Source organism: Streptomyces sp. NPDC048288 (genome assembly GCF_043201555.1).
GTDB lineage: Bacteria > Actinomycetota > Actinomycetes > Streptomycetales > Streptomycetaceae > Streptomyces.
The window spans coordinates 1,445-24,241 of sequence record NZ_JBICZD010000031.1 but is presented as its reverse complement, the minus strand read 5'-3'; the positions used below and the strand labels follow the sequence as shown (position 1 = coordinate 24,241).

The 22,797-nt window shown below is 67.2% G+C and carries 12 protein-coding genes and 2 pseudogenes; 6 read left to right on the top strand and 8 right to left on the bottom strand.

Features of this window, described 5'->3' with window-relative positions; translation table 11 throughout:
* Positions 1 to 40: 40 nt before the first annotated feature.
* Positions 41 to 862, bottom strand: coding sequence for a nuclease-related domain-containing protein (locus ACGFZS_RS49570; protein ID WP_393800810.1), 822 nt, complete (start codon positions 860 to 862; stop codon positions 41 to 43).
* 1,097 nt (positions 863 to 1,959) lie between these two features.
* Between ACGFZS_RS49570 and ACGFZS_RS49565 the strand changes: the two genes are divergently transcribed.
* From ACGFZS_RS49565 to ACGFZS_RS49545, 5 genes and pseudogenes are all read left to right on the top strand, one after another.
* The gene (locus ACGFZS_RS49565) at positions 1,960 to 2,343 is read left to right on the top strand and encodes a hypothetical protein (RefSeq protein WP_393800809.1); all 384 of its coding nucleotides are present in this window, start codon (positions 1,960 to 1,962) and stop codon (positions 2,341 to 2,343) included.
* Between the two features lie 41 nt (positions 2,344 to 2,384).
* Positions 2,385 to 2,774: a hypothetical protein gene (locus ACGFZS_RS49560; protein WP_393800808.1), complete on the top strand. Its 390-nt coding sequence runs from the start codon at positions 2,385 to 2,387 to the stop codon at positions 2,772 to 2,774.
* Between the two features lie 327 nt (positions 2,775 to 3,101).
* Positions 3,102 to 4,037: a hypothetical protein gene (locus ACGFZS_RS49555; protein WP_393800807.1), complete on the top strand. Its 936-nt coding sequence runs from the start codon at positions 3,102 to 3,104 to the stop codon at positions 4,035 to 4,037.
* A gap of 616 nt (positions 4,038 to 4,653) precedes the next feature.
* Positions 4,654 to 5,046 carry a hypothetical protein gene (locus tag ACGFZS_RS49550; RefSeq protein ID WP_362337140.1) on the top strand — a complete coding sequence of 131 codons (393 nt, stop codon included), beginning with the start codon at positions 4,654 to 4,656 and terminating at the stop codon, positions 5,044 to 5,046.
* 5 nt (positions 5,047 to 5,051) lie between these two features.
* A pseudogene (locus ACGFZS_RS49545) lies at positions 5,052 to 5,719 on the top strand (nucleotidyl transferase AbiEii/AbiGii toxin family protein).
* Between the two features lie 646 nt (positions 5,720 to 6,365).
* On the opposite strand, the gene ACGFZS_RS49540 reads toward ACGFZS_RS49545, so the two are convergent.
* From ACGFZS_RS49540 to ACGFZS_RS49510, 7 genes and pseudogenes are all read right to left on the bottom strand, one after another.
* The gene (locus ACGFZS_RS49540) at positions 6,366 to 6,914 is read right to left on the bottom strand and encodes a transposase (RefSeq protein ID WP_393800817.1); all 549 of its coding nucleotides are present in this window, start codon (positions 6,912 to 6,914) and stop codon (positions 6,366 to 6,368) included.
* Positions 6,860 to 7,456, bottom strand: a complete 597-nt coding sequence (locus ACGFZS_RS49535) for a winged helix-turn-helix domain-containing protein (protein ID WP_393800806.1) — start codon at positions 7,454 to 7,456, stop codon at positions 6,860 to 6,862. The genes ACGFZS_RS49540 and ACGFZS_RS49535 overlap by 55 nt, the downstream gene beginning before the upstream one ends.
* Positions 7,457 to 8,242: 786 nt before the next feature.
* Positions 8,243 to 8,623, bottom strand: a pseudogene (locus ACGFZS_RS49530) (RHS repeat-associated core domain-containing protein); the annotation flags it as partial.
* A 234-nt stretch (positions 8,624 to 8,857) separates the two neighbouring features.
* Positions 8,858 to 9,436: an IS3 family transposase gene (locus ACGFZS_RS49525; RefSeq protein ID WP_393800805.1), complete on the bottom strand. Its 579-nt coding sequence runs from the start codon at positions 9,434 to 9,436 to the stop codon at positions 8,858 to 8,860.
* Positions 9,433 to 9,726 (bottom strand): transposase, encoded by a 294-nt coding sequence (locus ACGFZS_RS49520; RefSeq protein WP_393800804.1) that lies wholly within the window; start codon positions 9,724 to 9,726, stop codon positions 9,433 to 9,435. Before ACGFZS_RS49520 ends, ACGFZS_RS49525 begins: the two co-directional genes overlap by 4 nt.
* Before the next feature lie 150 nt (positions 9,727 to 9,876).
* Positions 9,877 to 10,404 carry a PH domain-containing protein gene (locus tag ACGFZS_RS49515; protein WP_393800803.1) on the bottom strand — a complete coding sequence of 176 codons (528 nt, stop codon included), beginning with the start codon at positions 10,402 to 10,404 and terminating at the stop codon, positions 9,877 to 9,879.
* A gap of 85 nt (positions 10,405 to 10,489) precedes the next feature.
* The gene (locus tag ACGFZS_RS49510) at positions 10,490 to 16,624 is read right to left on the bottom strand and encodes an RHS repeat-associated core domain-containing protein (RefSeq protein WP_393800802.1); all 6,135 of its coding nucleotides are present in this window, start codon (positions 16,622 to 16,624) and stop codon (positions 10,490 to 10,492) included.
* A gap of 1,134 nt (positions 16,625 to 17,758) precedes the next feature.
* Here ACGFZS_RS49510 and ACGFZS_RS49505 point away from each other — a divergent pair.
* A complete protein-coding gene (locus ACGFZS_RS49505) occupies positions 17,759 to 22,651 on the top strand; it encodes a LamG-like jellyroll fold domain-containing protein (protein WP_393800801.1) in 4,893 nt (1,630 codons plus the stop codon).
* Positions 22,652 to 22,797 lie beyond the last annotated feature (146 nt).

The following is a 22,797-nucleotide window of genomic DNA, read 5'->3' as shown; positions in this document are numbered from 1 at the left end:
GGCCACATTTCGCGAAAGTTGGCTGTAACCCGGCCAACTGTCAAGAGCGAATCCACGTACGGCGATCACGTGCCGCCCCATACACCGCCTCGACCTTGTCCGGGCTCCAGTCGGTCTTGAGATGCTTGAGCGCGGCTATGTCGCGTTCCTGGAGGACACGTACGTCCCGGAGCGACGGCACGACCTGAAGCCGTGCCACCGCGACGAAGGCGAGCACCGGCTGAACCTCGACGGGAAAGCCGCACGCAGTCGTCAGCGCGGCAGCGGCCCGTCGCGCCTCGGCTCGGCTCTTTCGCACGTAGGGGTACGACCGGCCACCTATGCGGACAGCATCGTCGCCCACCCAGACGCGCGCTCCAGGATGGCGCTTGGTGTTGAAACAGAAGGCTCCGCCCGGACCGATCAGGACATGGTCGATGTCGACGTCACCGCCCAGGGGTATGGAATGCAGCGCTCGCCAGCCTCCTCGCCGCGCCAGCCGCTCCAGCTCCGTTCCCACCCGGCGCTCGCCCGCCAGTCCTGCGCGCCAACTGTCCACCTCCAGACGCCGACCGGACAGCCTGGCCAACGCCCACCGCCAGATGCCGGGCGTCAGCTCGTCCACCTTCATCTGCAGCGCAAATCCGGGGCTGTTCCCGGCAAGGTCGTCTTCAGAACGCAGCGTCTTGTGCGCCACCGGCGAAGAAGAAGCAGTGAGGTGGGGCGCAAGGACATCAAGTACCGCGTCCCGCAGTTCCTCAACCAGAAGCTCCAGATGCCCCGTGCGGCGGTCGAACCATGCGACCTTCTTGCCGTCCGACTGATTCACATAGAGACGGTCATGTCCGTAGCGCTTCCATACGGAGACCTGTAAGCCGCTCACGCGCCCCCCTGTTTCGCATCCCGTCAAAGGCCAATGACCATGTGACCAGGATCAGAAATAGCGGGCAAGACAGCCTCACGCCTGCGCCGAGCAGGCTGGTGGCCGAGATCGGGCGCCTCCCAGCCCACTCTGCAGACAGGGCGAGAGCACATACAGGGCACATGAGCCCGGGAAACGGCGTTGACCCGTGAGAACCACGGAAAGAAGCTTTCCCTGGTCAACGCACATTTCCTTGCGAAGCCCCAGGTCAGCACCCTCGCGCCCCCAATCGCTGCACGAGTGACAGGACTTCAGCCGCCAACTGCCCGAGTTGGCACATCAGCCGATCCCCTGGCGTGGCGTCAGCGCTTCACTCTGGCACGTTCACGCGCAATCGCGGGAGATCAGGCCCCACCCCTATCGGACGGATGCTCCTCAGCCACTACCGGCGACCTGACCAGCACCTCAACGCTCCTGACACCCCATCAGAACGAGCGTCAAATGAGCGTCAAGATACCCCGGAGAGCGTCATTTCAGCGTCAAGATATCGCCCGTAACGCCCACATCGCATATAGCGCACACCATCCGAACCCGCAGGTCAGGCGGCTTTTCCGGCCGGTTCAAGGATGGCGACGCACTCCACGTGATGCGCCATCGGGAAGATGTGCGACCTGGGCCGCTCCAGAGAACATGCAGGTCAGAGGCGGTTTTCCAGCCCACTCCAGGCCCCGCGAAAAGCTCCGTGCGTCATACGTGCGTCACCGCCGCAGACGTGCGCCAGAGACACCAGGACCACCACCACAGCCCTGTCCGCAGCGTACTCGGCGGCACCCCAAGCCGCCCATGGCGGCGCGAATCGCGGGCTCCACGCCCACAAGCCCCTCGGAATCGACAGTCCGACGCAAGAAGCCCCCTGACCGGCAGGGACCAGATCAGGGGGCGTACGGAAGGGCAGGGGCACAGACGCAGAGAGATGCGGCAGGCGACTCGCCCGCCACAGGGGAGGAGTCACCACGATCCCCCCCCACCCGATTGCGCGTCGGCCCCGCCCCCTCTACCCATGCGATGCCTCGGCCCCTCCGACCGAGGATCCCCGACAACCACTTCGCTATCGCAATGTGGTCGCAGCGCTGCGGCACCTCGACGAACAGCGCTCCCGCTGCCTGACCCACGCCCGCCGCGCGGCGCTCCTGCCGCGGCACGCGCACATCGACGAGGCGCTCGTGGAGGTACACGCCTTCGTCAGCCTGTACCGCCGTCTCGGCTCGGCACCGGAGGACACCGCCGAACGTGAACTCCGTTCTCTTCTTCGACCGTTGCGGCGCTCACCGTCGGCACAGGCGGCCCTGGACGAACTCGACGGCTGTCTCGTGGAGCACTGCCCAGCGCCTCAGGAGCGGGCGTTCCCGGCACAGCGGGTACGGGAACCGGCCCCACCCGTCCCCCCGTCCCCCTTCCCGGTCGTGAAACCGGCCTGCAGCCCTTCCCGGTGCACTCCGTGACGGGTTCACTCCGGACGGTCGCGGCTCAGTACGGTGTCTGGGTGACTCACGATCCGCAATCCCCTATGGCTGTCGGTTCGTTGCCCTCCTGGGCCTCTGAGCGAGGCGAGGCTGTCGATCCGCCGGCCGCGGACGCGGTCGCGCATCTGCTGGCGCTGAGCGGTGCCAGGGTGCGCGGTTCGCTTTCGGAAGCCACCCCTGACCTGGTGCGGACGGTGCTGCTGGAGACGCTGCCGCAGTTCCTGTCCGTCGCGCCGGGCGACGAGGGCGCGGCGCTCGGAGTCCTGCGCGTGCTGGCGGACCGTACCCGGGCGGACGGGCGGCTCAACGCCAAGCGGCACGCGCGGCTGCGGGATGCGACCGACGGGTGCGCCGAGGAACACCTGCGGGTGATGCGCGATCCGCGTGAGTTGACGCTGTCGCGCTATTGAGGCGGCCTACTGCGAGCACGGGGCGTCGATGTGCGGGATGTCGGCGGTGCGGGACGCGCTGGAGGAACTGGCGCGGCTGCCGTACGCGGAGCGTGCCGGGCTGCTGACCCTGCCGTATGCCAGGCAGGCGGTCGCGGGGACCGACGAGGCGGTCGGCGCGGACGACGACGGCCCGGACGAGTACCGGGCGGGCGGGGCTACGGCGCTGCCTGGGCGCTTGGGCCCTACCGGCGCGGGCTGGCGATGGAAAGGAAGGCGGGGGCCGGGACGGTGCTGGGACAGCGCCTCGCCTTGTGCCTGATGAACTAGGAGGACGAGGCGCCGCGGGTGGCGGACCTGCTCGGTGAGCAGCGGCTGACCCGGCTGATGGACGCCGACGGACCCGAGGAATGGGTCGAGGCGGTCACGAAGGCCGGACTGAGCGTGGCACCGCGCTGGTCGTATGCGTCGGAGGGCCTGTCCGTCGAGGTGTTTCCCGCTCCGGGCCCTGGTCCGCGGGACATGGCGCTGGTGTCCGCGGTGGGCGGGGTGGCCGAGCAGTACGACGTGCTGTGGGGTGAGGAGCCGTTCGCCCCGCCGCACCCCCTGCCCGCGGATTGCGACGGATTCGTGTCCGGACTGCGCGCGAACGGACTGCTCGCCCCGGCGACACGGCTCGCCACCGCCCCGCCCGCCGACCCCGAGATCGACCCCGACGGTGTCTCCTTCGCCGTGGCGACCGGCTTCCTGGTGCTGGGCGAGGACGGCACCCCGTGTCCGGGGCCGTCCCTGGAGGCGTGGCGGGAGCGGGACGCGGGCGAACTCGCGGGGCTCGCGGTGCGTGCCCTGGTGGAGTGGTGTGACCGGCTGGGCGCGGACCCCGATATCGGGGAGGAGTTCGACGACGAGATCCTCGGCGACCTGGTGACGCTCTGCACCGCGGCGGGCGAGACCCGCTCGGTGGCCCGGGACGCGGCCGTGTCGGCCGAGTGGGCGGTGCCGCCGGGGGCGTCGTTCGCCGCTCCGGTGCGTGAGCGCGACGACACGGCGGGCCCGCGCGAGCCGCGTCAGGAGGCCGAGCGGGCAGAACCGGAGGAGCCGGACGGGTCGGCCTCGTCGTACCGCCTGCCGTCACCGCCCGAACTGGAACGCCTCCTGGGGCTGGGCATGTTGGACGAGAACGACGTGGCGGAGCTGGAGCCGGAGGCGCATCGGCTGGCGGCCCGACTGGACGCCCTGGCCGGGCCGGTGTGGTGTGGCGCAGCGGTGACGCCTACGGGCTGACACCGCTCGCCGCGGTGGTACTGCGCGAGGCGCTGCTGCTGGCGCACGGCGGCGGCTGGCCACCGCGCGCGGCGCACCCGGGACCGGACGGGGGCAGGGACGATGCTGGTGACGGGGAGCCGGGACCGCAGTGGACACCGTCGACCGTCTCGGAGCGCTTCCCCACCCTGGAGGCGGTTTCGGCGTTGGACGCCGGGCGGCTGGTCGCCGCCGCGTGGCACTGGGAGGCGGCCACGGACCGCCGGGTGCTGCGCGCATGGGTGGCGGCAGGTGACGGTCCGGACGCGCGCTGGCCGCCCGCACTCTGCCGGACGCCCCGGTCGGTCTGGTCGGTCCGGTCGCCGAGTACGTCGGTAAACCGATGCTCGGTGCCTGGGCGGCTGAGGCGCTGCGCGCGGAGGGGCAGCCGGTCGAGGCGGACGCAGTACCCCGCTCCTCCCGCCTGCTGTGACAGCTCGACCGGCTGCACGCGCTGGCGGTGCACCAGATCTTCGCCTCCGACAGTGCGCAATCGCCGGCCACGCCGTCTCCAGCGCGACCGCCCCGGCCCTCGGGAAGGCCGGGACAGCTCCCGCATCGCGACCCGCACCACCTCGCGGGCCGCCATAATGGGTTCATGCCCTCCAGTCCGCATCACCCCGCGCCAGCACCGAGGTACCTGTCGGGCGCGGTCGCCGAGGATCTCGCGCTGTACCGGGAGAAGTTCCGGCGGCGTCTGCCGCAGTCGCTGGACGAGTTGCACGGCCCGGCCCAGGGGGTCGTGGAGCTGCCGCTGCACATCGCCTGGTCCGGGATGACCTCATACGACCTGGACAAGCCACGCCAGCGCATGGGCCTGTACCGCACTGTCCTGCACGAGGGCCTGCGCGACGACCTGCCCCGCTACCTCAACGAGGACCTGCTCCTCCGGCTGTGGCCGGTGCTGCGCACCCTCCTCGGCCGTACCGTGCGCACCGTATGGGAAGACGCCTTCCCGCAGCTCGCCTCCCGCACCCGGGCAGCCGCGTGACGGACATGCCGGAGCTGCACACGCGGCTCCTGGCCGATGTGATCGCCCTCGGCTCCCCGTATCCGCTGGTTCTCACCGGCGGGTATGCAGTACGGGCGCACCATCTCGTCAACCGCCCGAGTCAGGACCTCGATGTCGCGACCGAGAATCCGGCCCCCATGGCCGACATCGCCGCCGCACTCCGCACCGGCCTGGAGACCCGCGGCTGAAAGGTGCACGCCCTGGAGACCGCCCCGCTGTCCGCCCGCTTCACGTGACCGACCCGGCCACCGGGCAGGACTGCGAAGTCGACATCCTCAAGGAGATCTTCTGGCGGCCGGTCACCCAGAGCCCGTACGGACCCGTCCTCGCGGAGGAGGACGTGATCGGCACCAAGGTCCGCGCGCTCGCCGACCGCGGAGCGCCCCGCGATCTGATCGACGTGTTCGCGGCCTCCCGCCGCTGGTCCAATGCCGAGCTTGAGGAGTTCGGCCGCCGCCACTCCCGTGGCCGCTTCGAGCGCGAAGACCTGCAGGCGAACCTCACCGGCGCCGAGTGGACCGACGACGACGCCTTCGCCGCTTACGGCCTGGACGATGCCACCATCACCGCTCTTCGAACCTGGGCCGTGGAGTGGGCCGACGACCTCGCAGCCCGGCTCCTCGAAGAGCCCGGTGATCCCGACATCGACTGATCGTGCCGCATGTGCACGCCCTCCCACAAGCACGGGGGGCAAGCGCCGCGCCCCCCCATGGCCACGCTCGCCGCACTCGCCGACCCCGAGGCCGAGCCCGGCAGGCTCATCCGCTATGCAGCCGTACACGGGCAACCTGACCAACCAAGGTCGTCCCACATGCGTCCCCCAAAAACGCCTGACGAACTTTCAGAATGCTGAAAAGATGCAGGTCAAACGATTTTCGGTTCAGTTAGACTGAGTGCCTTCTAAGCGCCTGCTCTATGCGATATATCACGTCCACCAACAAAACAGCGAGTTTCTTGGTGGCAAAGAAATCTGACGGGATTTCCGGGAGAGGCTCCCCGCAAAGGGGATACCCCCCAACAACTCTCGCCGCTCCCGACTCATACAGGTCGCAAGGGTGAGCAGTCCCGACGTCTTTACAGCCACCCACCACCATGCCCCGTCGACGCAAGGAGACGACAACTCATGTCCTGGGCCAAGGCTGATAGATCCGGGACCGTAGCGTTTCCTCAGCCTCATCCAACTCCACTCGCAGATCGAGCCACACCTGGTCTCGGCGGGCGTTCGGCCGGTCGAGATTGACCGAGACCCATGAGAAAACACCGGTCAACGTGTCCCGGCTGCCGCTGAGGTTGAAAGGTCAGGGTGACTGGGTTACGGTGGGCTCCAGTGTCAGTCCCGTCTCGGCTATGAAGCCGTTGAGGACCTCGGGTCGGCGTTGGATGCCGCGTAAGCGGTTCTTCACGAGCGGAGTGAGGTCTTCGATCTTGTGGGGTGCAAGATCGGCCAGGGACTTCTTCAGGTGGGCCCATACACCTTCGACGGGGTTGAGGTCAGGCGCATAGGGCGGGAGCTTGACGATGGTCAGCCAGTCGCTATTGCGGTCGCAGAACTCCCGCAAGGGCTTGGCGTGGTGGGTGCTGGCGTTGTCCCACACCACGATCAACGGGGCGCCGTCGAGCTGACGGCGCGCGGCGGTGATCAGTTCGGCGAACTCGCGGGCCCGGAAGCCCTTCTTCTCGCCCGTACGGCCCCGGTATGTCTGCGTCCGGTAGATCATCCTGGTCTCTCGGCCCGGCCTGACGCAGATCATGCCAGCCATCAGGACCCGGCCCGAGCCCTTCCCCGTCACCTTTACCACCGGAGTCCGTCCGCGTCTCGACCACGTGCGGCCCTTGCCGGGTTCCAGGTCCTGTCCGGCCTCGTCCTCGAAGACGATCCAAGCGCCCAGGAACTTCGCTGCCCTCTTACCCGTGACCACTGCTCCGTCCGCCACGCAGCAACGGCCTGCTCATCCCGTTCGGCAGCCCGGCGTGCGGGGACCTGCGGTGACCAGCCCAGCCGGTGCAGCAGGTAGGACACACCGCGCGGGGTGTAGCGGTACCCGAAGTGTCTGTTGATCAGCTCCGCCACCCTGGCCAGGGTCCAGCGCTGGTCCTCGCTCCAGCCGTGTGCGGCCGGGCCGGCCTCCAGCCCGGCTTGAAGCCGCTCGGCCTGGGCATCGCTGAGCCGGCACGGCAGGCCACCGGCCCCCTTGGACATCAGGGCCGCTCTGCCGCCTGCCCGCCAGGCAGTGTGCCAGGCGTATGCCGACTTCCGCGACACCCGTAACCTGCGGGCCACCTCCGGCGGCCGCACTCCCTGCCCGAACATTCCCGCGGCCTCGAAACGCACCGCCTCGCGTTTCGCCCGCCCCGCAGTGGTCAGACCGCCGCCATCCGCGTACCTCATGACGACGATGTAGCACCGCCAACGCCCGCTGTCACCCCGACCTTTCAACCTCAGCGTCAGGCGTGCTGACCGAAAGCACGAATGGCAGAGCGATCCCAGCGCGAGTGACGAGCAGTCGTGACTGATCTCCCGGTTTACGCCGCCCTCCAGTGAGATACCGCGGAGCGTCTGGAACCTTCACCCACTCAAGCACGGCGCCAGGAACTTGCTCATCCAAGAGTTCAGCGATGCCCTCTCGTATAGCCCCCGCAGGGGCTTCGCCCATCCATCCAAGCCAATGGCCCGACTCGTTGAGCTTGGAAAAATCATCTTTCGGTGGACCAAACTCCGGATTTCGGCGGAACTCGCCCGTCAAACGGCCATCCTCGTCCACAAGCCACACACCTCGGATGGCCTCGGGAGGGACATATTGTTCACCGTCGCCAGCAAAAGCCGGGGCAATCTCCGCGACATAGCCGCCAGGATTCCTGATTGCCTGCGCGACCAGTTCGGGCGCCGGCGGCCCTGGGCATACTGTGCCAGGCCACGAAGAGTAGTGCATCACAACTCCCATCACAGGATGTCAGGTCACTACGCCGCTTCCCCCACTGAAGGCGGAAGCGACCAGTCACGCATGTGCGCTGGCCACCACACCGCCCGGGCAATAGTACGCCCGCGCACACAGCCCACGGACGGTCCCTGACGAAACCCATACCAGGCCGCCAGTAGGAACCGCTCTCGGTCAATCAGGAAATCGACGCCGAGGGCGAAAGTCGGGATAATCGAGTTGACATCCTTTCTGTACCTCTACTCAAGGAACTGGACGCACTCTTCGTAAACCTCAGCCGCAGCCTGCTCAATCTCCCGCGCTACATCGCCTTCGTACTGATGGCCGGCTGCCTCAACACCTGGATAGAGCTCGAACAGGCTTGATGCGAGTCGATTTCGGTTCTTGGACCGGCTGCCGTCGGCGTGCGTAACCACGCCGTTGCCACAGCTGACGTCGAACTCCTTCCCGCAGGGAAGTCCTTCTCCGCTGGGGTCCGAGTGAGAAACCGGGTTTCCAGCACCGTAGCTGTAGCCGTTCAGCGATTGGGATATGCCTGTTTGGAAAAGCGGATCGAGGCTGACGAAGCGGCCTATGGCGGGATCGTATTCGCACGCCCCGATTTCAGTGAGGCCGGTGGTGGTGTCGGTGGTACGGGCTTTGCCCTATTCCGTGAACACTCGCGCGTTATGCGACCAGCTCCAGGGTATCGATGGTGCTGGCATGCTGCCGTTCAAAGCAGTTCGCACTTCAACGTGGCGAAGAAGGACTCCACCAGGGCATTGTCGTAGCTGGAACCGACCCGGTCCATCGAGCGCCGTATGCCGTGCGTCCGGCAGACCTCTGTGAACGCCGCAGACGTGTATTGCCTGGACTCAACCGGTCGTTGCAACACCGGCTTGTTGGAGCAACAACAGCTGCTCGTCGACGACCAGGCCGGCTCGCATGTGTTCGGCGAGCGACCAGCCCACGACCCGCCGCGAGTGCATGTCGATCACCGTCGCCAAATACATCCACGACCCGCCGACCGGCAGATACGTGATGTCGCCGCACCAGCGCACGTCCGGTGCCGGAGCCTCGAACGCGCGCCCCACCAGATCGGGTCCCGACGGCACGGTCTTGTCCGCGACCGTGGTGCGAACGGTGCGCCGCAGGTGTCGGCCGGCCAGACCGCGCTCGCACATCAGACGGGCGACCCGCTTGTGGTTCACCGCGCCGTGCCGCTCCCGGATCTCGCGGGTGGCCCTGGGCACACCGTAGGCGCCGTTCGACTCCTCGTGGATCTCCGCGATGCTTGCGGCCAGGTCCTCATCGGCCGCTCTGCGCGCCGCCCGGGCGGCTGCCGCCGCGATCCACCGGTAAAAACCGGACGCAGAGATGGCCAGAACCCGGCACAGCCGCGGCACTCCATACAGGTGACGATGATCGGAGATGAACCGCCAACGGCCGATCATCGACCCATCTCCTTGGCAAAACACGCGGCTGCCTTGCGCAGGATCTCCTTCTCCAGCTCACGGACCGGCCTGCGTAGCCTGCGCAGTTCCTCCCGTTCCTCCGGATTCAACGGACCCTCACCGCCCGGACCCGAGGCCGCCGAGGCAGCCCGCGACCGCTCGACCCACTGGCGCAGCGACTCCGGATTGACACCCAGCTCGCGCGCCACCGACGAGATGCGCCGCCCGCTGGACTCCACCAGCGCGACCGCGTCCCGCTTGAATTCCCCCGAGTACCTCGCAGTACCCATGAGGACATCCTCTCCACGGACGCCAAGATCCGCTTCTCAGAAGTGTCCACTGTTTGGGGTGAAGCCCACGTCAGCCGTGCACCGCGTCCGGGGACGTGACCAATAGCCCCCAGAGCACGGATGGCTCTGGCCGCGAAACAGGCCATCGGGCTAGCGGTCAATGAGCCAGCGGGCACCTTCGAACAAAAACGCACCAAGCATGATGACGACCGGAATGACGAGAACCAACTCCATGTAGCCACGGGACGGCACCTCGACCACTTCGCCGCTGGGCTCCCCAGCATGGGTGCGCCGTGCCACGTCGATTTCATCGCGGATGTGCACGGCTCTTCCGGCAGCAGGCCAACCGTTGAACGCTTCAAGCGACAGCGGCTCATCCCTGCCTTCGATACGGACCTGAATACCCCGCCCTGCCTTCATATCCACCTCACGGATACTTGCCCAGGGAATCCTGTATGTCGTGGAGAAATTCCTGACAATGAGCGCACCGCGCTCGCTGCGCACTCCCGGTCGTAGATTGCTCAAGGCATACAGCACCAGCAGCGAATAGGTTCCTGTCAAAGCCGATACCTTGAAGAAGGTCAGATCGGAGGTATGCCAGAGAGTCCATGCTTCGAAGGCGGCGAAGCCCAGGATGAGTATCCAGCCGAAGACCTGTCTGTCCCGCCAGCGCTTCACAACCAACCGCCTTCCGCCCCTGTGCCGGGCGGGCGCCCGGCACAGGGGTGCACTCTTGTCGATGAGCGAATAGCCACGCCACTCCTCAGAAAAGTCCCCTGATCCTGCTCCAGGTCGATGACGCTGCTGACCGCCCTGCGGTCCAGCCGGATGTCGCCGCTGATCGTCCCGCACTCCAGCCTGACTTCATCCCGTTCCACGCTCCCTTGCCCACCTGCAACCCGAACTTTCCTTCTCTGAGTGCGGCAGCACCGGAAAGCGTAGTGACGACACCGATCGCGCAATCCGTGCTCAGTCCATCCTTGGCGCAAGAGCGGGCTGTCGTATATGCACCGAGAACTGTGGCCACTCCGGCCGCAACTGTTCCACAGGTTACCCATGCGCCGCCTTCGGTGGCGGCGCCTGCGACAGCGCAGGCGGCTGCGGCGGCTGCGGCGGCTGCGCCGGTCCACTCGACAATGGAATCCGCCGTGTCCCAGAAACCATGGCCACTGTCCGCATCAGCCTTCGCGGCAGCCAGCTCGCGCTTGAGTTCCTGGTTCTTCCGCCTCTCTGCAGCAAGCTCCCGCTTGAGCTCCTCCGCCCTGCGGGCTTCACTCGTGCTGCTGCTGTGAGCTGTGCCACTCTTGGACTTCTTGCCGCTGCTGCTCGTACCGGCGTAGCCGGGGGCAACTCCGCCGCCGGTGGGGTTGCCGTTCTTGGACAGGCTGCCGTCGCCATGGGTGACGACGCCGTTGCCACAGCTGACGCCAAATTCCTTACCGCAGGCAAGGCCCTCGCCGCTGGGGTCGGAGAAGGAAATGGGATTGCCACCGCCATAGCTGTAGCCGCCGAGTTCTTGGGGGCTGGTGGCGTTGAAGAGGGGGTCGAGGCTGATGAACCGGCCGATGGTGGGGTCGTATTCGCGGGCGCCGATGTCGGTGAGGCCGGTAGTGGTGTCGGTAGTTTTGTCGAGGAAGGTGCGATTGTCGGCCCAGGTGGTCGTGGTGCCGCGGGGGTTGCCGTAGGGGTCGAACTGTCGCCAGGTGGGCGTCTGGGCGGTGTTGTCGAGGTAGAGGGTGTTGGTGCCGTGCTGGTCGGAGTCGAGTTCGAAGCCGTAGTTGGTGCCGGTACCGGTGCGGACGATGGTGCCGCCGCCGGGAGCGGTGTAGTAGCGAACGCCGGTGGCGGTGCCGGCGGAGTCGTTGAGGGTGATCTGTTCGCTGCCGAGGTAGAGGGTGGTGGTGCTGGGGTCGATCTGGAGGAGCAGGTTACCGTCGGCGTCGTAGATGTAGCTGGTGGTGGTGCCGGTGGTGCTGTTGGAGACACTCGTCAGCTGTTCGGCGCTGTTCCAGAGGAGGGTCTGGTCGCCCGTGCTGGTGTTGCGGGTCTGGGTGTTGCCAGCGGCATCGTAGGTATAGCTGGTCGAGCTGGTCGAGCCGCCGGTGTTGGCGGTGCCGGTAAGGGTGTTGGGCTGGCTGCTGGACCAGACGCTGTTGGTGACAGTGTCGCTACCGGAGCCGGACACGGTGTGCTGGGTCTGGGAGAGCCGGTTGCCGATGTCGTCGTAGGCCCAGCTGGTCCAGTACGTACCGCCGCTGATGCCGTCGCCGACCATGCTGTGATCGCTGCTGGTGGGTGTGGCTGAGCAGCTGTCGGTGGCGGTCCACGCGCTGGTGAGGCGGTCGAGGGCGTCGTAGTTGTAGCACTGGGTCTCGGCCGTGGTGCTGGAGCCGGAGCGGGTCTCGGTCTGGCGGGTGACGTTGCCGGACAGGTCGTACTTGTACGCCGTCTCGTCAACGCTCGCGGGGCTGGTGCTGGAGCGGGTGACGAGCTGGTCGGTCAGGTCCCCGGTGTGTGCGTCGTAGCTGTCAGTGACAGTAGCGTACGAGCTGGCCGAGCCGAGCTGGGCTTGGGCAACCTGGTCGTAAGCGCTGTAGCTGATGCTCTGCAGGTAACTGTAGGCGCTGGTGGCCAGCTCGTCTTCTTCGTCGTCGTTGTTGTAGCCGTGGGTGACGGTCTCGGCCGGCAGTCCGCCGCCGAGGGCGTAGCCGTCGGTCCACAGCAGCCCGTTGACGCTGGTGTAGGAGTGCGTGATCTTCCACGTCTTGCCCAGGACGCTGCCCTGCGCGGCGGACGGAATGATGGTCTCCTCGCCGAGGGACTCGCCGAAGACGTTGAAGTTCACGGCCTGTTGGACGTAGGCGTAGCCACCGCTGTACGAGGTCGCCGTCGTGACGTGCCCGACCGGGTAGGTCATACCGGAGATGGCGGTGTTGGAGTTGTCGTAGACCCAGGCCGCGGTCTGGTTGCCTGGCGAGGCGGTGGAGGCGTAGGCGGCCTGGTCGGCGGTCGCCGCGGCGTACTGGCCGGTTTTCCGGTCGAGCGCGTCGTAGGTGTAGGAGACGTATTCGCCGCGGGAGTCCTTGCTCTGCAGCAGGTTGCCATCCCCGTCGTACGTCATGGCGGAGGTCGTGCCGGCGGTGGGGTCGGTCTTGGAGACCACCTCTCCGGCCAGATCGTAGGTGTTGGTCCACACCTGGTTCTTGGCGTCGGTGGTGGTGGACTGCTGACCGTGGCCGTCGTAGCCGTAGGTGGTGGCGGTGGTGGTGCCGTCGGTGAGGTAGAAGACCCCGGTGGCTGGGTTCAGCGGCGTTGTGAGTGTGGGTGCGGCGGTGTACTCGTCGAGTTCGCTGGTGCGGCCGAGCGGGTCGGTGCGGGTGGTCTTGGTGACGCCGCCCGCGGGCGGGATGACGGTGGTGGCGTCGCCGTTGTAGACCGTGGTGGTGGTCGAGACGACGGTGCCGTTCTTCTCGGAGATGTCGTAGACCTGCTGGCCGAGCCCGTCGTAGGTGTACACGTCCTGGTCGGCGACCTGGTTGTCGGCCACCGAGTCCAACGCCAGCGCAGGTGTGGTGGTGGAGTCCCAGTAGTCGTTGTTCTTCTTCGCCGTCCAGCCGCGGGAGTCGTACAGAGTGTCGTTGATCAGACGACCGCCCTGGGGTGTGTAGTTCTGGGTCTGCCGAGTGCGGCCGAGGGAGTCCTCGATGCTGACGGAGGTGAGGTAGCCGCTGTTGTCGTTGAGGGTGTTGGTCACCACACCTGACAGGGAGCTGTTGGACAGGGTATAGGTGTAGGTGAGGTTGGCCAGCGACGTGGTCGCGCGCGAGTTCTTCCACACCGACGTGGCCCGGCCCAGCGCGTCGTACTGAACGGTCGTCACCACGTGGTTGGCGTCGGTGCTCGTAAGCGTGAGCTCCCGCTCCGGATCCAGCGTCGAGCTACTCGTGTGAGCGACCCCGCCCGCGGTCGGCTCGGTGACCGATTGCCCGGTCGTCAGGTAGGCGGCATTGACCGTGTAGCTGGTCGTGGTGGTGTTGCCGTTGCCGTTGGTGGTGCTGGCAAGACGGTGGTAGGTGCTGTCGTAAGTGTTCTTCGCGGTGGTGCGCCAGGTGAAGGCGCCCGAGCCGTAGTCGGTGGCCTTGCGGGTCATCGTGACCAGGCCCATGGTGGGGGCGCTGGACTGCGGGAAGGCGGTGGAGAAGGTGGCGTCGTCGTAGAAGGTCCGGGTGGCGGAGACAACCTGGTCTGGGCGAGTGACGCTGGCGGGTGCACCGAGAGTGTTCAGTCCGTTGGGGACAGAGGTGACGGAGCCCTCGGTGAAGCCGGAGCAGGCGACAGAGTCCTCCTCCGAGCCGGAGACCAGGCCGACGAGGTTGGCGCCGGTGTTGGCCGGGGCGTAGGTGGTGGCGGTGCACCGGTCGTAGTCGGTGTCGGCCGGCACGGTGTGCGTGTAGGTGTAGGTCGGCAGACCGAAGTCGTCGTCGCTGCGGGTGGCGTCGTAGGTGGTGTCGGTCTCGTCGTAGCGCCAGCTCGTGGTGCCGCCGTCGGTCAGCCGCTGCCTGGTCCACTCCTCCGCGGTACCGGTCGCCTTGGCGGTCAGGTCCGGCAGCCCGGTGCGAGTGCGGGTCGCGGTGGCCGCGGAGATCCAGTACGAGGTGATCGTGGAGTGGTCGACGCCACCGCCGTTGCCGAGGTAGGAGGAGGACTCCAGTGTCTGCCCGGCGAGTTGGGCCGAGTCGGTGTGGCTGCCGCCCTGGGAGTCGGTAAGCGAGACGCTCCGGGTCGAGGTGGACGAGAGCCAGTCGCCGTCCATGCCCTGGTAGTAGGAGTCGACCTGCTTGGTCTGCGCGTCGCCAGAGCCGTTGCCCGTCGTGGTGGTCACCTTCTGGTAGCCGCGCCACTGCCCGTAGGTGCGGTACTTGGCCTTGGTGGTCTCGTCGTCGTCGTAGTGCCAGGCCGCGCCGCTATACGAGTAGTCCGTCTCCTTGGTCGCCGAGCCGCCCGTGGTGTCGGTCTCCAGCACCTCCTGCACCGCGTACTTGTTGAACCAGTCCAGCATCGGGCTGATGTAGCCGCTGGGCGTCCAGTACTCCGGGAAACAGGACGCGTTGTTCGAGGACGGCGTGGCCGAGGTCGAACACGCGGTCGGCAGCGTGTAGGAGACGCCGGTGACTCCGCCCAGTTCGTTGGTGATCGCCGTGATGCGGTAGCGGAACAGGCCCGGGTAGGTGGCGGTGCTCACCCGGTTCTCCAGGGCCGAGCCGGTGAACTTCACCGCCGGCATGGTGATCGAGGAGGTAGAGCCGCCCGCGGTGGTGTCCGAGCCGGTGCGCTGGACCGAGGACAGCCACAGCGTGGCGCTGGTCGCATCCCCGGTGGAGGGCTCCGTCTGGGTCAGGGCGTAGGAGTCGACCGTGACGTACGCGCTGGAGGACACCGAATACTGCTGGGTGGTGATCGAGGTCAGGCGGACCGTGGAGAAGAACGACGGCGCGTACGAGCTGCAGGTGGCACCGGAGGCGCAGATCAGGTCGTAGGGGACGTCGGGATAGTAGGAGGCATTGGAGGAGGTCTCCGCACTGCCACAATTGGTGCTGGTGGAGGTGCAGCGCACCGACGTCCCGTAGACGATCTTGTCGGGGACGGTGCCGTACGGGCCGGTGGCGGTGGTGAAGCCGTAGTCGATGTGCGCGAGGTAGGAGTCGCGCACGTACTTGACCTCGGAGTCCCCGTTGTGAGCGCCGTAGTAGTTGGTGTCCTGCTTGTAGTAGTACGCCATCGCCGCACCGGTCGCGGTGGTGACGTAGTCCAGGTGCCACTTGTAGGCCATCGTGCAGTAGCTGCTGGTGGCCGTGGAGTTGTAACAGGGGTCGCCGGAGTGGGCCGAGTACACGCGCTCGGAGTCCACCGAGTTCGTCGTGTCATTCCCGGACGCCCAGCCGGGCAGCTCGTTGCGGCCGAAGTAGTACTTGGTGCCGTCCCGCTCTGTGATCACCCAGTACGACGTGTCGTAGGTGCCGGATCCGTTGGCCGAGCCGGTCACTTTGCTGACCGTCGCACCGTCGTCGTCGGCCAGCTTGTAGGTGGAGGTGTCATTGTCGTAGACGATCGACGTCGACGACCCGTTCAGCGACATGGTCAGGATCGGGCCGTCGTAGCACTCATCCGATGTCGTGACCGACCCAGCGCTGCCCTCGGGAGAGTCGGAGCACGGCGTGAACTCCTCTCCGATGAAGGAGTCCTGGGTGGTCCAGCCGTCGCCCACCCAGGACGACTGGGCCTGAGTGTTGGCCGTCTTTCCGTCGACGCTGCCCGAGTCGTAGGACAACGACGCGTCCGGCGCCAGCGATGTCGAGGCCGCCGGTGACTCCACCTTGTAGGTGTAGGTGAAGTCACCCGAGGAGCCCGACTGCCCCCAGGAGCCCGCAGACGACAGGGTCGAGGCGTAGTTGCCGCCTGCCCCGCCCTCCTGACCGGTCGAGTCGGTGGCTGCGATCACGGTTGCCGCGCCGGACGTCGAGGCCGTCTGCGCCGTTGCCGACGCGGAGACCGAACCGGTGTAGACAGCCGAGACGGCCGCCCCAGCGCCAGTCCTGCGCTTGCCGGTGAAGGCGGCGTTCTTCGCTGAGCCGGTTCCGGCGAGCGTGACATTCGCGGATACGGCTGTGTTCTTGAGGTCGTTGCGTGACGTCAGCGGGCTCTGCTTACGGCAATTGGCCAGTTGAGGAGTCGTCAGCGCACAGGTCGGCAGTTCCACCAGATGCAGCCGGGAGGCATAGTTGCCGCCGATGGTCTGGCTGAAGGCGCCGTAGTCCAGGCCGACTTTCACCCGGCCGGAGCCGGCCTCGGTGGTCCCGGCGTCGGAGGCAGTGGAGAGGGTCCAGACCGGGCCGGACACGCCAAGCCGCGCGGACAGCGACTTCGACTGGACCGAGACCCCAAGCGTCGTCGGGCCGGCATAGCTGCCCTTGCTGGGAGCTACAGCCTGTGCCCACACCGGTGTTCCCGAGGCCGAAGCCTTGGAGCCCGTGGCCGCTGAGGGCTTTGGCGCAGTCAGCTTCAAAGTCCCGGCCTTGGCGGCCGGCCAAGCGGTCCGGGTCGGCACGACAGTGTGCCGGGTCGCGCCGGAGAGACGCACGTGCTTGTGCGGAACAGGCTTCAACCCTGTGACCGAACGGCCCAGGTCCGCCTTCGGCTTCGTGGCCGACACGGTGGACGGACTGGACAGGATCAGCGCACTCGCCGTCGACCCGAAGGCCACGCTCAGGCACAGGGACCAGGCCAGTACCGCAGCCCACCCTGCGAAGTACCTTCCGGCGGTGCGCCGGTACCGCGCCCATACTGCTCCGCTGTTTCCGCGCGCACGTCTACCGGACACGGCCTCCCCCTCGTCATGACGACATGCCGAAATGCCGAACGCCCACCTCGGCCTATTGCCGTACCGGTGAACGTACGCCCGACGGAAAGAAATACATGAAGGTTCAATCCTGAAGAGTAAGAAGTTGGAAAAGAGCAAATCCAAGAAGATCTACAAACTTCACCAGAAGCGGACATCCAAGGCATGTACATGCCGTGATCTGGGTCACACAACCCCATGCCGGACCGCCAAATACCCATACGGTGACGCGGCCCCACCCGAACCAAATCCGAAACCTGCACCTTCCTCGCGCCAGGGAGGCCACCGCGACGGATCACCAAGGAAACACCAAGGAAATTTTGCAAAACCTGGCAACAGGAAAAGGGTTGCAGGCACTTGCAGGGGCAAACCGTGCTGCATTTTCCATCAGCATGAATATTGGGGGGAAAGAAAGTGCAAAAGAATTCGCGGACGTCTCTGCCTCGTTCATGGGCACGCCGCACACTTGTCGGCGCTACCGCTCTTGCGGTCTCCGGTGCCTTGGGTCTTCCCTGCCTCGCCCATGCGGCCACCTCAACAACTCACGCTGGCACAACCACCCACGCTTCAGCCAGCGCTTCTGCCGGGCTGAGTGAGCAACAGGCCCTGGCGGAAGCCAGGTCCACCGGCAAGCCGGTGCAGGCAACGGCCGCCACGACGGACTCCTCCACGCTCACCGCGAACCCCAACGGCACACTGACACTCAGACAGACACTCGCTCCGGTACGCAAACTGGTGCACGGCAGATGGAAGAGCCTGGATCCAACGCTCGTACGTCATACGGACGGCACCATCTCCCCCAAGGCGTCCACCAGTTCTCTGACCCTGTCCGGCGGCAGCACGGACGCCCCGCTGGCGACCATGCGGGCCAGCAGCGGCTCCCTGGCCGTCTCACTCCCCGCAGCATTCACCCTGCGCACGCCTGCCCTGTCGGGTCCCACGGCGACGTACCACGACGTCCTGCCCGGCGTGGACCTCGCGGTCACCGCGCAGGACACCGGCGGGTTCAGCGAGGTCCTGGTCGTCAAGAACGCCACAGCCGCTGCCAACCCGGCACTCAACGACCTGAACCTGTCCACGAAAGCCACGGGCGTGACCCTGGCCAGCGACGCGGCCGGCGACATCACCGCCAAGGACCGCAAGGGCCAGACCGTGTTCTCGGCCACCGCCCCCACCATGTGGGACTCCAGCCGACCTGCCGCGAACACTCCCAGGACGACCGACCCGCGCTCCGGGCAGACCGTGGACAAGCGCAGCGGCGTCCCCCTTGCCTCCACCCCTGCTGCGCCGGGCGACGCCGCCCGCAAGGCGAGCCTGAAGGCCGCCTACCACCGGGGGCACATCAGCCTGTCTCCCGTACGCACCCTGCTCAGGGGCAAGAACACCGTCTACCCGGTCTACATCGACCCCACCTTCACCGCCTCCGGTCAGACCGACACCGTCCAGGCGTGGGCGTTCGTCGACAGCGAGTGGCCCGACACCTCGTTCTACAAGCCCGCAGCATCCATTCCCGGCCCCCTGCACGTCGGCTACACCGACTGGACCCCCGACGTCTCCACCAACCGTGCCCTGTTCCAGACGAGCATCCACAGCAGCATCTGGGGCGCGGATGACGTGATCTCCTCCAACATCTCCTTCTACGAGAACTGGTCGGCCTCCTGCACCAAGGAGGAAGTCGACCTGTGGCACACAGGCTCCATCTCCTCCAGCACCACCTGGAACAGCACGCACAGCTCCAGTGACCCCGACAAGAAGTTCTGGTTCAGCAAGCTCGACTCACAGACAGTCGCCCACGGCTGGTCCACCTCCTGCGGACCCGAGGACGTCACCTTCGACATCACCTCGCTGATGCAGTCGGCCGCCAACGGCAAGTGGTCCAAGGCCACGTTCGGCCTACGCGCCGCCGACGAGAGCAACGACCTGGCCTGGAAGCAGTTCAGCAAGCAGGCCACCATCACCACCACCTACGACCACACCCCCAACACCCCCACCTCACTGACCACCAGCCCCACCACCAACTGCACCGCCGCCACCCCCACCTCGCTGGGCCTGGGCGACATCACCCTCCGCGCCAAGGTGTCCGACCCCGACGGCACCACCAGCCCGCTCACCGCCAACTTCACCCTGAAGAACATGTCGAGCGGCACCACCTACACCCGCGCGATCAACGCCACCAGCGGCACCACCGCAAGCACCCTCTACTCCCACACCAGCAGCTCAGGCCCCTTCCAAGCCCTGACCGCGAAGACCGAGTTCGCCTGGTACCTCACCGTCACAGACCAGCATCTGACCAGCGACCAGTCCAAGACCTGCCACTTCTACTACGACCCCACCGCCCCCGGCGCCCCCACCATCGCCCCGGTCACGTCCACCACCAGCCAGTGCTCCGAGCTCACCGACAGCCCCTCGGGCGACAGCCTGTGCACGGTAGGCACAGCCACGAGCTTCACGATCACCGACCCCAACACCACTACGACTCCGGGTAGTTACCGTTACCAGCTCAACGGCGGCAACCCCGTCAGCGTCCCCGCCGCTGGCTCCACCCCCTACACCGCCACCATCTCGCTGAAGCCGACCACCCAGACCAACGTCCTGACCGTCACCGCCGTCGCCAGCACCGGCAACATCGGTGACACCTACGACTACCGGTTCATCGCCAAAGCCCCCGCCACCGCCGCCTACGACGACCTCAACGGCGACGGCAACGCCGACCTGCTGACCGTCGGCGGCAAGAACTCCCTCCCAGCCGGGCTCTGGCAGGCCGCCGGAACCGGATCCGGCAAGGTCGACGCGGTCGCCCGGAACATCGGCATCGACGGCAACGGCGTCTCCACCACCCAGACCGCCACCTCCTTCACCGGCACCCAGGCCATCACCGGCCACTTCTTCACCGGCGCCGGCTTCAACGACGTCCTCGACTACGGCTACGACACCGCCACCGGCGCCGTCACCGGCGAGATCCTGCGCGGCCAAGGCGACGGCACCGACCTGCAGCCCGTCGACTCCCACCCCATCACCAACTCCGCCGGCGTCTTCACCCAGACCGACACCACCTTCAACGACGACGGCACCACCACCAACACCGTCACACCGGCCACTTCCATCGCCAGCGGCGGCAGCCTGTACAACACCGTCAACGGTGACACCGCCACGGGCTATCCGGACCTCCTGCTTCTGATCAACGACTCCCTGTACGACGAGCCCTCCATCGTCGGTGCGGGCCTCTACCCCGGAGCCGATCAGGCCACCGACCTGGCTGACTACAACCCCTACTGCCTCGCCCAGAACACCAGCACCACCACCAGCTGCACCACCGGCTGGAGCGGCTGGACCATCACCAGCACCCTCGACGCCAACGGCCTGCCGGAACTGTTCGCCCGGGACACCAGCACCGACACCAGCGACCCCTCCGCCGGCCAGCTCTGGTACCTCAGCTCCGACAACCTGCAAACCCTCACCTACGACGCCCTCTCGAACGGCGCCACCGACGCCATCCTCACCTCCGCCGAAGCCGCCGCCACCGGCTGGGACTCCCTCAGCCAGCCCACCCTCCAAGCCGCCGACATCAACAACGACGGCACACCCGACCTGTGGACCGTCAACGGCACTGGCACCGCCACCGCCCATGAGATGACCCTCTCCGGCACCAACGCCACCTTCACCACCCCCACCGGCCAAGCCCTGAGCACCGACACCCACGACTGGCCCCTCAACGACTACGACACCACCGCCCACACCGCCGACGACTCGGCCACCAGCGCCATCACCCTCACCGGCACCAGCGGCGTCACCGCCCCCGAAGGCGGCCTGTTCGACCCCGACGTCCAGCTCGACGCCGCTGACCACGACTACCTCCAGGGCAGCAAGGCCCTGGACCTGACCAAGTCCTTCACCGTGTCCATCTGGGCCAACCCCACCGCCTACGGCGGCGCCGTCCTCTCCCAGAGCGGCAGCGCCGACTCCGGCATCCTGCTCCTCCCCACCACCGACGGCTGGCAGTTCAGCCTCAACACCGGCTCCGGCACCGCCTGGAGCTTCGACACCGTCATCGGCGGCACCGTCCACCTCGGCACCTGGGCCCACCTGACCGCCACCTACAACCAGTCCACCGGCGTCATGAGCCTCTACGTCGACGACGTCTTCGTCGGCTACACCAGCCACACCGCACCCAGCACCGGCGCGAGCGGCAACTTCCAGCTCGGCGACGCACTCAACGCCTCCGCCCGCACCGACTACTTCACCGGCGAACTCGCCCGCGCCCGCACCTGGACCGGCGCCACCGTACGCCCGGCCCAGCCCTACACCCCGGCGGGCTACCACCAGGCGGTCACCCCGACCCGCATCCTCGACACCCGCAGCAGCAGCCTGCTCACCTACACCAGCGGCATCACCGCCGGCACCAGCACCGTCCCCGCCGACTCCGTCACCCACCTCAAGATCGCAGGCGACACCGTCACCACACCCGTCAGCGGCGCCCCCACCACCATCCCCAGCACCGTCACCGCGGTCGCCGTCGACGTCACCGTCACCGGAGAGACCGACCACGGCTACGTCACCACCTACGCCGACGGCACCCAGCGCCCTGTCACCTCATCCACCAACTTCGCCGCCCACACCACCGCCACCGGCTACCAGATCGTCCCCGTCGGCAACGACGGCAAGATCAACCTCTACACCCACCTCGACAGCACCGACGGCACCGCCGCCCTGGTCGTAGACGTCACCGGCTACTTCACCAGCGACGCCACCCTCACCGGCAACCAAACCTACACCCCGCTCACCAGCGCCGTCCGCGTCCTGGACACCCGCTCCAGCATCGCCCACACAAGCCTGACCAGCACCGGAACCGTCGCCGCCGGCACCAACTTCACCCTCCAGATCACCGGCCTCAACGGCGTCCCCGCCAACGCTACCGCCGTCGCCGTCAACCTCGCAGCCGCCAGCGCCACCGACACCGGCTACCTCGAAACCTACGCCACCGGATACACCCCCACCTCCGCCCACAGCCTCAGCTTCACCGCCGGCAACGCCATCACCTCACTCGCCGGCGACGTCCCCATCGGCACCGGCGGAACCATCACCATCTCCGTCCAGACCAGCGCCGCAGCCGTCATCGCCGAAATCACCGGCTACTACACCACCGGCACCACCGGCCAGAAATTCCACACCATCAACCCCACCCGCCTCGTCGACACACGCAACGGCATCGGCGGCACCACCACCCCCGTAGCCCCCAACACCGCCTACAACCTCACCTCCGCCCACACCCAACAAGTCACCACAGCCGCCACCCCCACCATCGCCGCCATGCTCACCGTCACCAACCCCACCGCCGTCGGCTACGCCACCGTCTACCCCACCGCCGTCGGCAAACCCACACCCATCATCAACAACCTCAACTGGGGCACCGGCGACACCCTCGCCAACCTCACCCTCACCCCCACCGACACCAACGGACAGATCAGCATCTACAACACCAGCGACGGCACCGCCGACTTCATCGTCGACTCCAGCGGCTACTACACCTAACCAACCCGCCAAGCCGTAACGGGTAGGGGGCCGGGGGGCCCCGCCCCCCGGCCCCCCCCCCCCCCCCCCCCGGCGGGGGGGCCGCCCCCCCCCCCCCCGGAGACCCCGACGTGGAGGGGCGGGGGGGGTGGTTGTTTGTAAGGCGC